This is a genomic window from Plasticicumulans sp., assembly GCF_035331805.1.
In the GTDB taxonomy this organism is placed as follows: domain Bacteria; phylum Pseudomonadota; class Gammaproteobacteria; order Competibacterales; family Competibacteraceae; genus Plasticicumulans.
This window is the reverse complement of sequence record NZ_DAOLKE010000071.1, coordinates 1-13,423: the sequence shown is the minus strand read 5'-3', so window position 1 is coordinate 13,423 and position 13,423 is coordinate 1. Positions and strand designations below refer to the sequence as shown.

Below are 13,423 nucleotides of genomic sequence, written 5' to 3'. Positions count from 1 at the left end.
CAGCGCCACACCCGGAACCCCGCATCCCCGTCCCAGTCCGGAAACTCCGCCCGCAGCAGCGCCGCCGTGCGCCGCAGTCGCTCGCGGCACAGCCCGGCGAGGTCCGGAGCCAGTCCGTGCTGCTCGCAGAACGCGAACGCGGCGCGCTGGCCGGGCTTGCGCGGGTCGAGCGGCTCGGGGCGCTGCACGAGCAGGAAGCGTCTGCGGCCGCCGTCGCCGGCGTTGAGCTTCATGACCGCGTGCGCGGTGGTGCCGGAGCCGGCCCAGCAGTCGAGCACGAGATCGTCGCCGCCCGTGCACCAGCCGATCACCGCCGCGACGAAGTCGACCGGCTTCGGCTGGTCGAACGGGATGCCGAGCGTGCGCAGCAAGGCGTCGTCGGAACCGCCGTAGGGCAGGATCGACGGCACGTTCTCGTACAGGTTCTCGTCGAGGTAGTAGATGCGCTGCGGCTGCACCGACTCATCCGGCCCGAACTCGATCCGGCCGGTGTCGAGCAGCCGGCGCATGGTCTCGGGCGGGTTGCGCCAGCCGCGCACCGGCACCGGGCAGGGGCGGCCGGTCTGCGGATGGATCAGCGGCTCGAAGTACTCGGCCGACGGCGCCTGCTTGTTCGGCCAGGCCATCGACACCAGCCGGTACACGCGCCCGTCGGCCGACAGCCGCCAGTACATCGCCTCGCCGCCGGAGAGCTGCGGCTGCGACTTCAGCCAGGCACGGTAGCGGCTGCGGGCTTCTTCGAGCGTCGGACTCGCGGCGAGGGCGGTGCGGGCGGCGGCGAGCATCTGCTGCGCGTGGCGCTTGGGCCGGCGCAGCGGTTGCCTGGCGAGCAGCGTCGCGGCGTCGCGCGCGTACAGCAGCAGCGATTCATGCTGGTAGGCGATGCCGCGCGCGTCGCCCTTGGGGTTGCGCTTGTCCCAGACCGCGATGCCGAGCTCGTTGGCCTCGCCGAACAGCTCGCGCAGCAGCAGCGTCAGCGCCGGCTGCTCGTGCTCGTCGATGTGGATCGCGAGCAGGCCGTCGTCGGCGAGCAGCGTGCGGATCAGCGCCAGCCGCGGATACATGCGGCTCAGCCAGTCGCCGTGCCGGCGCGTGCGGTCGGCATCCGGTGCGCCGCGGCGCACGCCGCCGTGGCGGTCGGCATAGATGAAATCGCGGCCGGTGTTGTACGGCGGATCGAGATAGGCGAGCTTGACGCGTCCGGCGTAGCCGGTCTGCAGCAGCTTCAGCACGTCGAGGTTGTCGCCCTCGATGAAGCCGTTGCGCGTCGTCGCCTCGTCGAGGCCGGCGCCGGGGCAGCGCTGCAGCCGGCCGGCCGGTGGCGAGGCGATCTGCGCGGCGGCCGCTGCCCGTTGCGGCCAGTGCAGGCCGAAGCCGTCGGCTTCCCCGTCGGCGGCATGCGGGCCGAGCAGCCGGCGCAGCTGGGCGAGGTCGACGCTCGCGAGCGTCCGGCCCTCGACGAGGCGCTCGCCGACGGCCTGCGGAAACAGCGCGCGCAGCCGCTCGATGCGATCGGCAAGATCCGCCGCGCTCACGAGCGCATCCGGACAATCGGCGTCAGGTCGGGACATGGGCGGGCGCGGGGCGGCAGCGGACCGGCGGCATTAGCGCAGGCCGCAGCAGGCGGATCAAGCGTCGCGCACGCGGCGGGGGAGGGCGGTCTGAACGCACGACAACACGGCTTCGGCCTCGCCGGCCTGCTGATGGTCGCGGCAGCGGCGAATGCCGATCCGGCCTGCACGCTGCGCATCGAGGTCGATCGCCGGGAACCGGCGTGGATACGCCTGCGCAGCGTCCGGCCCGAAGCTCCGGGGGGCTGTGCGCTCGACACCGATACCTTGCGCCGCACGCTCGCCGAGGCGCTGGCCGCTGCCGGACCGGTCGTGACCGTCGCCCTCGGGCGGCTGGTCGGGTATCCGGCGCTCGCCTGCGGGCTGGCGGCACAGGCGGCTGCCGATCCCGGCTGGGACCGGCGCCACGGGCGTGCCCGCGATGGCCGCAGCGACAACACCTGGACGGCGCAGGCGCTGGCTGCCTCGCAGCCGCTCGCCGGGCTGCTGCCCGCAGGCTGGACGCTGCAGGCGGTGTCGGTCGAGAAGGTGTTGAAGGGCCGCCCGGCGCAGCAGCTGGCGGACTGCCCGGTGGAGGGCGGCGGCCTGCCCTTCGATGCGCAGCTCTGGTTGCGGCTGCGGCGGCGCTGAGCCGGCCGGCACCGGCGTCAGGTCTTCTTTTCCGGCCGTTTCCAGCTCGTGATCGTCTTCTGCGGCGCGCGCGTGATCGCCAGCGTGGCGTCCGGCACGTCCTTGCCGATCGCCGAACCGGCGCCGACCGTCGCCTGCGCGCCGATCGTCACCGGTGCGATCAGCGAGCTGTTCGAGCCGATGAAGGCGCCGTCGCCGATCACGGTGCGGCTCTTGTTCACGCCGTCGTAGTTGCAGGTGATCGTGCCGGCGCCGATGTTGACCGCCGCCCCGACCGTCGCGTCGCCGATGTAGCTCAGGTGATTGGCCTTGGCGCCGGCGGCCAGCGTCGAGTTCTTCAGTTCGACGAAGTTGCCGACGTGCGTGTCCTCGGCGAGCACGGTGCCGGGGCGCAGGCGCGCGTACGGGCCGAGCTGCGCGCGGGTGCCGACCTCGGCCTGCTCGATCAGCGTGAACGGTTTGATCTCGACATCGTCGGCGATCGTGCAGTCGCGCAGCACGCAATTCGCGCCGATGCGCACGCGGTCACCGAGCACGACGCGGCCTTCGAACACGACGTTCACGTCGATCTGCACGTCGCGGCCGGTGGAAACCTCGCCGCGCACGTCGATGCGCGCCGGATCGGCGAGCGTGGCGCCGGCGATCATCAGCGCCTCGGCCTGCGCGCGCTGGTAGAAGCGCTCCAGCTCGGCGAGCTGCACGCGGTTGTTGACGCCCTGGACCTCCTCGGGCGCGGCAACCGTGTGCGGCACGACGGCGAGCCCTTCGCCGACCGCCATCTCGATGATGTCGGTCAGGTAGTACTCGCCCTGGGCGTTGGCGTTGCCGAGGCGCCCGACCCAGTCGCGCAGGCGCGCGAGCGGTGCGGCGAGGATGCCGGTGTTGCCTTCGCGGATGCGCTTCGTGGCGGCATCGGCGTCCTTCTCCTCGACGATGCGCAGCACCCGGCCGCCGTCATCGCGCACGATGCGCCCGTAGCCGGTCGGGTCCGGCAGTTCGACCGTCAGCAGGCCGATGCCGCCGGCCGCGGCCGCCGCGAGCAGCGGCGTCAGGGATTCAGGGCGCACCAGCGGCACGTCGCCGTACAGCACCAGCGCCAGCCCGTCCGCCGGCAGCGCCGGCAGCGCCTGCGCGACGGCGTGGCCGGTGCCGAGCTGCTCGGCCTGCTCGGCCCAGGCGATGCCGGGTACCGTGCCGAAGCGCGCCAGCACCTGCTCGCTGCCGTGGCCGTGCACGACGACGATGCGCGCCGCACCGAGCCGCTGCGCGCTGGCGATGACATGCCCGAGCATCGGCCGGCCGCCGACCGCGTGCAGGACCTTGGGCAGGTCCGAAACCATGCGCTTGCCCTTGCCGGCGGCAAGGATGACGACATGGAGGTTCGCAGGACTTGCGGGACTCGACAGGCTCATCGGCGGGGGACTCCGGCGGCGGCACGGCCGCAAAAGCAAACGCCGCGGACAGGGCCGCGGCGTGGGTCGATACGGGTTGCCGCTTGCAGGCGGCGATCAGGCCTTGCGCAGCTTGCGCAGCTTTTCGATCGCCTGCAGCTGGGCCACGGCCTCGGCCAGTTCGGCCTGGGCGCGGGCGAGGCTGATCTCGTCGCTGCGGGCAGCGAGGATTTCCTCGGCGCGGCGCTTGGCTTCGATCGCCTTCGCCTCGTCGAGGTCGGCAGCACGCTCGGCGGTGTCCGCAAGCACGGTCACCGTGTGCGGCTGCACTTCGAGCAGACCGCCGGAGACGTAGAACACCTGCTCCTCGCCGAACTGCAGCTTCACGCGCACCTGACCGGGCTTGAGCCGGGCCAGCATCTGGCTGTGGCGCGGCAGGATGCCGAGTTCGCCTTCCTCGGCCGTCGCGACCAGCATCTCCGCGGTGCCGGAGAAGATCTGCTTCTCGGCACTCACGATGTCCACATGCAGCGTCATCGCCATGACGTCGTTACCTCGTCGGATCGTCGGGACGCGCGCCGGAGTGAGGGTGATTCACTCCGGCACGCCGGGTCGCCTTACAGCTTGGCGGCCTTCTCGACGGCTTCGTCGATGGAACCGACCATGTAGAAGGCCTGCTCCGGCAGGTGGTCGTACTCGCCGGCGATGATGCCCTTGAAGCCGCGGATCGAGTCCTTCAGCGACACGTACTTGCCCGGCGAGCCGGTGAAGACTTCCGCGACGAAGAACGGCTGCGACAGGAAGCGCTGGATCTTGCGGGCACGGGCGACGACCTGGCGGTCTTCTTCCGACAGCTCGTCCATGCCGAGGATCGCGATGATGTCCTTCAGCTCCTTGTAGCGCTGCAGCACACCCTGCACGGCGCGGGCGGTGCTGTAGTGCTCCTCGCCGATGATCAGCGGATCGAGCTGACGCGAGGTCGAGTCGAGCGGGTCGACGGCCGGGTAGATGCCGAGCTCGGCGATCTGGCGCGACAGCACGACGGTCGCGTCAAGGTGCGCGAAGGTCGTCGCCGGCGACGGGTCGGTCAGGTCGTCCGCAGGCACGTACACGGCCTGGATCGACGTGATCGAGCCCTTCTTGGTCGAGGTGATGCGCTCCTGCAGCACACCCATTTCCTCGGCCAGCGTCGGCTGGTAACCCACCGCCGACGGCATGCGCCCGAGCAGCGCCGACACTTCGGTACCGGCGAGCGTGTAGCGGTAGATGTTGTCGACGAACAGCAGCACGTCACGGCCTTCGTCACGGAAGTACTCGGCCATGGTCAGGCCGGTCAGCGCGACGCGCAGACGGTTGCCCGGCGGCTCGTTCATCTGGCCGTAAACGAGCGCGACCTTGTCGAGCACGTTCGAGTCCTTCATCTCGTGGTAGAAGTCGTTGCCCTCACGGGTACGCTCGCCCACGCCCGCGAACACGGAATAACCGGAGTGCTCGATCGCGATGTTGCGGATCAGCTCCATCATGTTCACGGTCTTGCCGACGCCGGCGCCGCCGAACAGGCCGACCTTGCCGCCCTTCGCGAACGGGCAGAGCAGGTCGATGACCTTGATGCCGGTTTCGAGCAGGTCGGTGGAACCGGACTGTTCCTCGTAGGCCGGAGCCTTGCGGTGGATCGCCCAGGTCGTCTCGGCGCCGACCGGACCCTGATGGTCGATCGGGGTGCCGAGCACGTTCATGATGCGGCCCAGCGTCGCCTTGCCGACCGGCACGTTGATCGCCGCACCGGTGTTGTTGGCGACCATGCCGCGGCGCAGGCCGTCGGAGGTACCGAGCGCGATGGCGCGCACGATGCCGTCGCCGAGCTGCTGCTGCACTTCCAGCGTCAGATCCGCACCGTCGATCTTGAGCGCGTCATAGATCTTCGGCACCGCACCGCGCGGGAACTCGACGTCCACGACGGCGCCGATGACTTGTACGATCTTTCCAGAACTCATTAGAGGGTTCCCCTTAAGACTCTGCTGATTCTCGAAGACTCTCGAAACCTGCGATGGCAGCCCGATGGATCAAACGGCCGCGGCGCCCGCCACGATCTCGGAAAGCTCCTGCGTGATTGCCGCCTGACGCGCCTTGTTGTAGACGAGCTGCAATTCGTCGATGAGGCTGCCGGCGTTGTCCGAGGCCGACTTCATCGCGATCATGCGCGCCGCCATTTCGCAGGCCACGTTCTCGACGAGTCCCTGATACACCAGCGATTCGACGTAGCGGACCAGCAGGGTGTCCAGCAGCACCGTCGCATCGGGCTCGTACAGGTAATCCCAGCGGTGCGGAGCATCGACCTTTTCGACGCGCGCCGAGACCGGCACCAGCAGCTCCACGCTCGGCTTCTGCGTCATCGTGTTCAGGAAGACGTTATGCACGAGGTAGATGCGGTCGATCTCGCCTTCGCGGAAGCGGTCGAACATGACCTTCACGCTGCCGACCAGATCCTCGATCCGCGGCGTGTCACCCAGGTGCGACACGGTGGCAGCGACCTTCACGCCCAGACGGCGGAAGAAGCCCGCAGCCTTGGTGCCGACCGTACACAGTTCGCTTTCCACCCCTTTGGCCTGCCACTCGCGCATCGACTGCACGGTGGCCTTGAACAGGTTGGTGTTCAGGCCACCGCACAGACCGCGGTCCGTGGAGATCACGATGTAACCGACCCGCTTCACGTCGGGCCGGTCCATCAGGGCCGGGGGGCGATACTCGGTGTGCGCATGGGCCAGGTGCGAGATGACGGTGCGGATCTTCTCCGCGTAGGGCCGGGCCGCATACATGCGTTCCTGAGCCTTGCGCATCTTGCTCGCCGCAACCATTTCCATGGCACGAGTGATCTTCTGAGTATTCTTGATACTCTTGATCTTCGTTCGAATCTCTTTGGCACCGGCCATGCTGACACCCGCTTACCAGACGTGGTTGGCCTTGAAATCTTCCACGCCCTTCGCGAAGGCCGCTTCGATTTCGCCGTTGTAGTCGCCGGTCTCGTTGACCTTCTTCATCAGCTCGCTCTGGTTCGCGTTCATGTACGCGATCAGCGCCGATTCGAAGTCACCGATCTTGTTCAGCGGCACGTCGTCCAGATAGCCCTTGTCGGCCGCAAACAGCGAGATCGCCATTTCGCCGACGGACAGCGGCGAATACTGCTTCTGCTTCATCAGCTCGGTGACGCGCTGACCGCGTTCGAGCTGCTTGCGGGTCGCATCGTCGAGGTCCGAGGCGAACTGCGCGAAGGCCGCGAGTTCGCGGTACTGCGCGAGCGCCAGACGCACGCCGCCGCCGAGCTTCTTGACCGCCTTGGTCTGCGCCGCACCGCCGACGCGCGACACCGACAGACCGGCGTTGATCGCGGGCCGGATGCCGGCGTTGAACAGGTCGGTTTCCAGGAAGATCTGGCCGTCGGTGATCGAGATGACGTTGGTCGGCACGAACGCGGACACGTCGCCGGCCTGCGTCTCGATGACCGGCAGTGCGGTCAGCGAGCCGGTCTTGCCGGTGACTTCGCCGTTGGTCAGGCGCGCGACTTCGTCGGCGTTGATGCGCGAGGCGCGCTCCAGCAGACGCGAGTGCAGGTAGAACACGTCGCCCGGATAGGCTTCGCGACCCGGCGGACGGCGCAGCAGCAGCGAGATCTGGCGGTAGGCGACGGCCTGCTTGGACAGGTCGTCATAGACGATCAGCGCGTCCTCGCCGCGGTCGCGGAAGTACTCGCCCATCGCGCAGCCCGAGTAGGCGGCCAGGTACTGCATGGCGGCCGGATCGGAGGCACCGGCGGCGACGACGATGGTGTGGGCCATCGCATCGTGCTCTTCGAGCTTGCGCACCACGGCGGCGATCGACGAGTTCTTCTGGCCGATCGCGACGTAGACGCACTTAACGCCCGTGCCCTTCTGGTTGATGATCGCGTCGATCGCCACGGCGGTCTTGCCGGTCTGGCGGTCGCCGATGATCAGCTCGCGCTGGCCGCGGCCGACCGGGACCATCGCGTCGATCGCCTTGAGGCCGGTCTGCACCGGCTGGCTGACCGACTGGCGCTCGATGACGCCCGGGGCGACCTTCTCGACCGGCGAGCTCAGCGAGGTGTTGATCGGGCCCTTGCCGTCGATCGGCGCGCCGAGCGAGTTGACGACGCGTCCGAGCAGTTCGGGGCCGACCGGCACTTCGAGGATGCGGCCGGTGCAGAAGCACTTGTCGCCCTCGGACAGGTGATCGTAGGCGCCGAGCACCACCGCACCGACGGAGTCGCGCTCCAGGTTCAGGGCGAGGCCGAAGGTGCTGCCCGGGAACTCGATCATCTCGCCCTGCATCACGTTCTCGAGACCGTGAATGCGGACGATGCCGTCGGTGAGGCTGACGATCGTGCCTTCCGTGCGTGCCTCGGCCGACGGCTCGAACTTCTCGATGCGGCTCCGGATCAGTTCACTGATTTCGGTAGGATTCAGTTGCATAAGCCTTCAATTCCCCTCACTGGCGCAGGGCGGTGGCGAAGTTCGCCAGCTGGCCCCGAGCTGAACCGTCAATGACCACGTCCCCGGCCCGGATGATCGCGCCGCCGATCAGCGATTCGTCGACCGTGACTTCCAGTTCGATCTCGCGCTGCAGCCGCTGCTTGAGCGCGGCTGCAAGGCGGGTCTTCTGTTCGTCGCCGATCGGGAAGGCCGAGACCACCTCGGCGCGGATCGACTTCTCGGCCTCGGCCTTCAGTGCCTCGAACATCGCGACGATGTCGGGCAGCAGCACGAGGCGCCGGTTCTCCGCCAGCAGGCGGACGAAGTTGCCGAAATCCTCGGAGACCGCCTTGTCGCCGGCCACCGAGCGCACCACGTCCAGAAACACATCCGCACGCTCGGGCACCGTGAGGGCCGGATCGGCGAAGGCGTTCTGCATGGCCGGATCGGCCGCGACGGCCGCAGCCGCCGCGAGCACTTCCGACCACTTCTTCAAGCCGCCCTTCCTGGCCTGGGCGTGCTCGAACGCAGCGCGGGCGTAGGGGCGTGCGACAGTTGTCGTTTCAGCCATGGGTAGTCCCGTCCGTTGTCAGAGCTGAGCGACCAGATCGTCGAGCAGCTTGGCATGGGCCTGGGCGTCGATTTCACGCTTCAGGACCTTGCCGGCACCGGCAACGGCGATGCTGACCACCTGGCCACGCAACTGCTCGCGGGCACGGTTGAACTCGAGATCGATCTCGGCCTTGGCCGCGTGCAGCTGACGCTCGCCTTCGGCCTGCGCCTCGTGCTTGGACTGCTCGACGATCTCGTTGGCCCGCTTCTGGGCCTGGCCGATGATCTCGGCCGCCTGCTGCTTGGCTTCCTTCAGCATCTCGGCAGCACGGGCCTTGGCCAGTTCCTGCTCGTGGACGCCGCGTTCAGCGGAAGCCAGACCTTCGGCAATACGCTTCTGGCGATCGTGCATGGCCTTCATGATCGGAGGCCATACGTACTTCATCGTGAAGACCACCAGAAGGGCGAACGTGATCATCTGCCCGATGAGCGTGGCATTGATATTCACGTCATTTCCCCCTTGTACGGGTCATGGAACCCGGATGGCCTTCGGATTAGTGCGCCAGAGCCTGGACCGGGCCGAGGAAGGGGTTCGCGAACGTGAAGAACAGGGCGATACCGACGCCGATCATGGTCACCGCGTCGAGCAGGCCGGCGACGATGAACATCTTGACCTGCAGGGTCGGGATCATTTCCGGCTGACGCGCGGCGCCTTCCAGGAACTTGCCACCGAGCAGCGCGAAGCCGATGGCGGTACCCAGCGCACCCAGACCCAGGATCAGAGCAACGGCAATGACGGTCATGCCCTGGACGTCAGCAACGAGCTTGGCGATTTCCATTTTTCCTCCAGACGTGAAGCGGGATTGGATTGAGTTGAAACAAAGGGACTGAGGTTTACTTACCGACTACGACTTCCGACCCGGTCAGTGATCCTCGTGCGCCATCGACAGGTACACGATCGTCAGGGTCATGAAGATGAAGGCCTGCAGGGTGATGACCAGGATATGGAACACCGCCCACGGCCAGCCGAGGAAGGGCTGGACGTACCACGGCAGCAGCGCGATCAGGATGAAGATCAGTTCGCCGGCATACAGGTTGCCGAACAGACGCAGTGCGAGCGAAATCGGCTTGGCAAGGTCTTCGACGATGCGCAGCAGCAGGTTGGCCGGCGCAGCCTTGATGCCGAACGGATGGCCGAGCACCTCGTGCGCGAAACCGTGACCGCCCTTGACCTTGATGCTGTAGTAGTAGATCAGGCACAGCACGCTGATCGACAGGCCGAAGGTCGAGTTCAGGTCGGTCGACGGCACGACGCGCAGGTACGGGATGCCGAACAGCTGACCGATGGCCGGCAGCAGGTCGACCGGCAGCAGGTCCATGGAATTCCACAGGAATACCCAGACGAAAATCGTCAGCGCCAGCGGCGCGATGACCGGGTTGTGACCGTGGAATGAATCCTTGACCTGGCCATCGACGAATTCGACGAGGATTTCGCAGAAATTCTGCAGCCCGCCCGGCACGCCGGACGTGGCATTCACGGCCGCCTTGCGGAACAGGTACAGGAACAGCAGGCCGAGTCCGAGCGAGAAGAAGATCGTGTCGAGGTGAAGGGTCCAGAAACCCTCGCCGACGGACATCGGATGGAGGTGATGAATGATGTATTCCGAAGCGGAATGAGGACCTGCACCTGCACTCATAGCATCTTCACCGAAGCGTCCAAAGTCAGAGGTAGAGCCAGCCAGTAAGCTGCCAGCGTCACCGCATAGGTGAGGATGAAGGGCATGAATGCCAGATCCATGAACACCAGTGCCGCCGCAAACAGCAGCACCGTGAGCACGAATTTGACCGCTTCGCCCAGAAACAGCGCACGCGCCATTTTCCCGGCCGCGGCGCCGGGGCGCACGCGAAACACGAGAAAGGCAAAGCACGCTGTGACGGCGAAACCGATCCCCCCGCCCGCACCTGCTGAACGTACCGTTTTCGCATCGCCGAAAACGGCCGCGATCAGCACGGCCGACAACGTAACCACAAACTGAACAGCAAGTATCCTTTGCGTTGCCTTGTTGACGCCCATGAGCTCGGTTTTCTTGTCGCTTCTGGTAGCCGGGATACTGTTGTCGTCCGATCTCGCCGTTCCGTTATTTGAAAACGGCGTTTCGTATGGCAACATGCTCCAGGCCGGGCGTCCCGCAAACGCGGCGCGCATTATAAAAGTGCGTGGCGCACCGGTCAATCAAGAACTTAACGGAAAGTCATCCTGCCCGAAGTGCGCGATGATGCCGTCGAGTTCATCCAAGGTATTGTAATGAATGACCAAACTGCCCTTGCCGCCATTGCCGTGACGCAGTTGCACGCGTGCGCCGAGCCGGCTGGACAGTCGATCCTGCAGGCGGCGCACGTCGGGGTCGGGCGCCGCCTGCGGATGCCCCGCAGCGGCCGTTGTGCCGCTCAGCCGCCGCGCCAGCGCTTCCGTCTCGCGCACGTTCAGTCCGCGCAGCGCAACCTGACGCGCCGCCTCGACCTGCAGCGCGGACGGCAGCGTCAGCAGCGCGCGGGCGTGGCCCATCTCGATGCGGCCGCTGCGCAGCAGCTCGCGCGCCTCGGGCGCGAGTTCGAGCAGGCGCAGCAGGTTCGAGACCGCGGCCCGCGAGCGGCCGATCGCATCGGCGACGGCCTGGTGCGTCAGGTCGTACTCGTCGATCAGCCGGCGCAGGGCCAGTGCCTCTTCGAGGGGGTTGAGGTCCTCGCGCTGGATGTTCTCGATCAGCGCGATCGCGAGCGCCGCGTGATCGGGCACCTCGCGCACCAGCGCCGGGATCTCGGCGAGGCCGGCGAGCTGCGCGGCCCGCCAGCGCCGCTCGCCGGCGATGATCTCGTAGCGCCCGTCATCGAGTGCCCGCACGACGATCGGCTGCACGACGCCCTGCGCGCGGATCGACGCGGCGAGTTCCTCCAGCGCACCGGCGTCGATGTCGAGCCGCGGCTGCCAGCGTCCGCGTCCGACGAGTTCGACCGGCAGCCGGCGCAGCAGGCCGTCCGCCTGCGCTTCTTCGCCGTCAGCCGGCGTTGCCGGTGTCGCTGCCGGTGTCTGCGCCGGCAGGCTGCGTGCCGCGCCGAGCAGCGCATCGAGTCCGCGGCCCAGTCCGCCCTTCCTGATCGCCATGTGCTGCATGCTCCTCAGACGGCGGCGGCCGGGCGGCGGGCGCGCTTGAGCACCTCGCGCGCCAGTTCGCGGTAGCTTTCGGCGCCGCGCGAGGCCGGGTCGTAGACGATGATCGGCTGGCCGTAGCTCGGGGCCTCGGCCAGGCGCACGGTGCGCGGGATGATCGCGTCATAGACCTGGCCGGCGAAGTGTTCGAGCACCTGGCCGGAGACCTCGTTGGCGAGGCGGTTGCGGGCATCGAACATCGTGCGCAGCAGTCCTTCTATATGGAGTTGCGGATTGGTGCTGGCGCGCACGTGCTCGATCGTCGACAGCAGCGAGGACAGGCCTTCGAGCGCGTAGTACTCGCACTGCACCGGGATCAGGATGCTGTCGGCGGCGGTCAGCGCGTTGATCGTCAGCATGTTCAGCGACGGCGGGCAGTCGATGACGATGTAATCGAAGTTGCCGCGGATCGCCGCGAGCGTCTCGCGCAGGCGGAACGCGCCCTGCTCGCGGGTCGCGAGGCCGATCTCGGCGGCGGTCAGGTCGCCGTTGGACGGCAGCACCTGGATGCCGGCCGATTCCGAGTACACCAGCGCCTCGCCGATCGAGGTCTCGCCGAGCAGCACCTCGGTCATCGTCGCCTCGGCGCCGTGCTTGTCGATGCCGCAGCCCATGGTGGCGTTACCCTGCGGATCGAGGTCGATCAGGATGATCTTCAGCCGCGCCTTGGCGGCGGCGAGGGCGGCGGCGAGGTTGACGGCGGTGGTGGTCTTGCCGACCCCGCCCTTCTGGTTCGCGATGGCGATGACCTTGCCCATGCGTGAATCACCGGTGATGAAGAATTCAGGCGGCCGCAGCGAGCGGTTCGAGTTCGAGCAGATGACGCTCGCCGTTGATGCCCGGCACGTCGAGCCGGTGTGTCGCCCGCAACCGCCAGCCGGGCGGAACCGCGGCGGTCTCGGCAGCGTCGAGCTGGCCCTTCATCGCCAGCAGCCGGCCGTCGCTCGCGCAGTGCGGCCCGGCGAGTTCGACGAACTCCGGCAGGGCCGCGAAAGCCCGCGAGATCACGCTCGTGAACGGCGCCGGTGCCTGCCAGTCCTCGACGCGCGCCTGCACGACCTGCACGTGCGCGAGCTTCAGCTCCAGCACCACCTGCGTCAGGAAGCGCGTGCGCTTGCCGAGTCCGTCGAGCAGCACGTAGTCGCGCTCCGGGCTCAGGATCGCCAGCGGGATGCCGGGCAGGCCGGCGCCGCTGCCGACATCGAGCACGCGCGCACCGTGCAGCCACGGCAGCACCGCGGCGCTGTCGAGCACGTGCTTCGCCACCATGTCGCCAAGCTCGCGCACGGCGGTCAGGTTGTAGGCGCGGTTCCACTGTTCGAGCAGGCGCAGATAGGCGGCGAGTGCGGTGATGGCCGGCGACGGCGGGCACAGGCCGAGGCGGCCGAGGCCGTCAGCGAGAGCGTCTTCGAGCTTCATGCGGGCGATCGGGGACGGCAGCGGACGAGCCGGCGGAGTGTATCACGGCCGCCGCGGGCGGCCGGCGACGGCTCAGTGACCGTAGCGGGCCAGCGCCGCGGCCAGCACGACCAGCGTGCCGAAGCCGAGGTTGAGCAGCACGAGCTTGCGCAGCCGCCCGGCGAACCG

At 67.8% G+C, this 13,423-nt stretch carries 15 protein-coding genes; 1 reads left to right on the top strand and 14 read right to left on the bottom strand.

Going from position 1 to position 13,423, the window contains the following annotated elements; genetic code table 11:
- Positions 1 to 1,571, bottom strand: a 1,571-nt coding sequence (locus tag PKE44_RS07370) for a site-specific DNA-methyltransferase (protein ID WP_324549605.1), incomplete at its 3' end; no start/stop codon positions are given.
- A gap of 132 nt (positions 1,572 to 1,703) precedes the next feature.
- On the opposite strand from PKE44_RS07370, the gene PKE44_RS07365 reads away from it, so the two are divergent.
- Entirely contained in the window at positions 1,704 to 2,201 is a 498-nt protein-coding gene (locus PKE44_RS07365; RefSeq protein WP_324549603.1) for a hypothetical protein, read from the top strand.
- A gap of 17 nt (positions 2,202 to 2,218) precedes the next feature.
- Here PKE44_RS07365 and glmU read toward each other — a convergent pair whose 3' ends face one another.
- The 13 genes from glmU to rsmG all read right to left on the bottom strand — a co-directional run bounded on the left by glmU (position 2,219) and on the right by rsmG (position 13,255).
- Entirely contained in the window at positions 2,219 to 3,613 is a 1,395-nt protein-coding gene (gene glmU / locus PKE44_RS07360; protein ID WP_324549601.1) for a bifunctional UDP-N-acetylglucosamine diphosphorylase/glucosamine-1-phosphate N-acetyltransferase GlmU, read from the bottom strand.
- A gap of 96 nt (positions 3,614 to 3,709) precedes the next feature.
- On the bottom strand, positions 3,710 to 4,135 hold the full coding sequence (locus PKE44_RS07355; RefSeq protein WP_324549599.1) for a F0F1 ATP synthase subunit epsilon: 426 nt from the start codon (positions 4,133 to 4,135) through the stop codon (positions 3,710 to 3,712).
- A gap of 74 nt (positions 4,136 to 4,209) precedes the next feature.
- The gene (atpD, locus tag PKE44_RS07350) at positions 4,210 to 5,586 is read right to left on the bottom strand and encodes a F0F1 ATP synthase subunit beta (RefSeq protein ID WP_324549597.1); all 1,377 of its coding nucleotides are present in this window, start codon (positions 5,584 to 5,586) and stop codon (positions 4,210 to 4,212) included.
- A 69-nt stretch (positions 5,587 to 5,655) separates the two neighbouring features.
- Positions 5,656 to 6,522, bottom strand: coding sequence for a F0F1 ATP synthase subunit gamma (gene atpG, locus PKE44_RS07345; RefSeq protein ID WP_324549595.1), 867 nt, complete (start codon positions 6,520 to 6,522; stop codon positions 5,656 to 5,658).
- A gap of 12 nt (positions 6,523 to 6,534) precedes the next feature.
- Positions 6,535 to 8,076 carry a F0F1 ATP synthase subunit alpha gene (atpA, locus tag PKE44_RS07340; RefSeq protein ID WP_324549593.1) on the bottom strand — a complete coding sequence of 514 codons (1,542 nt, stop codon included), beginning with the start codon at positions 8,074 to 8,076 and terminating at the stop codon, positions 6,535 to 6,537.
- Positions 8,077 to 8,092: 16 nt separating this feature from the next.
- Positions 8,093 to 8,647 carry a F0F1 ATP synthase subunit delta gene (locus PKE44_RS07335; RefSeq protein WP_324549591.1) on the bottom strand — a complete coding sequence of 185 codons (555 nt, stop codon included), beginning with the start codon at positions 8,645 to 8,647 and terminating at the stop codon, positions 8,093 to 8,095.
- Between the two features lie 18 nt (positions 8,648 to 8,665).
- Positions 8,666 to 9,136 (bottom strand): F0F1 ATP synthase subunit B, encoded by a 471-nt coding sequence (locus PKE44_RS07330; protein ID WP_324549589.1) that lies wholly within the window; start codon positions 9,134 to 9,136, stop codon positions 8,666 to 8,668.
- Between the two features lie 46 nt (positions 9,137 to 9,182).
- Complete coding sequence (gene atpE / locus PKE44_RS07325) at positions 9,183 to 9,467, bottom strand: F0F1 ATP synthase subunit C (RefSeq protein ID WP_110018197.1); 285 nt, start codon at positions 9,465 to 9,467, stop codon at positions 9,183 to 9,185.
- An 84-nt stretch (positions 9,468 to 9,551) separates the two neighbouring features.
- Positions 9,552 to 10,325, bottom strand: a complete 774-nt coding sequence (atpB, locus tag PKE44_RS07320; protein WP_324549584.1) for a F0F1 ATP synthase subunit A — start codon at positions 10,323 to 10,325, stop codon at positions 9,552 to 9,554.
- A complete protein-coding gene (locus PKE44_RS07315) occupies positions 10,322 to 10,702 on the bottom strand; it encodes an ATP synthase subunit I (RefSeq protein ID WP_324549582.1) in 381 nt (126 codons plus the stop codon). The genes atpB and PKE44_RS07315 overlap by 4 nt, the downstream gene beginning before the upstream one ends.
- Before the next feature lie 159 nt (positions 10,703 to 10,861).
- Entirely contained in the window at positions 10,862 to 11,791 is a 930-nt protein-coding gene (locus PKE44_RS07310; RefSeq protein ID WP_324549580.1) for a ParB/RepB/Spo0J family partition protein, read from the bottom strand.
- A 14-nt stretch (positions 11,792 to 11,805) separates the two neighbouring features.
- The gene (locus tag PKE44_RS07305) at positions 11,806 to 12,594 is read right to left on the bottom strand and encodes a ParA family protein (RefSeq protein WP_324549578.1); all 789 of its coding nucleotides are present in this window, start codon (positions 12,592 to 12,594) and stop codon (positions 11,806 to 11,808) included.
- 25 nt (positions 12,595 to 12,619) lie between these two features.
- Positions 12,620 to 13,255, bottom strand: coding sequence for a 16S rRNA (guanine(527)-N(7))-methyltransferase RsmG (gene rsmG, locus PKE44_RS07300; protein WP_324549576.1), 636 nt, complete (start codon positions 13,253 to 13,255; stop codon positions 12,620 to 12,622).
- Between the last annotated feature and the right edge of the window lie 168 nt (positions 13,256 to 13,423).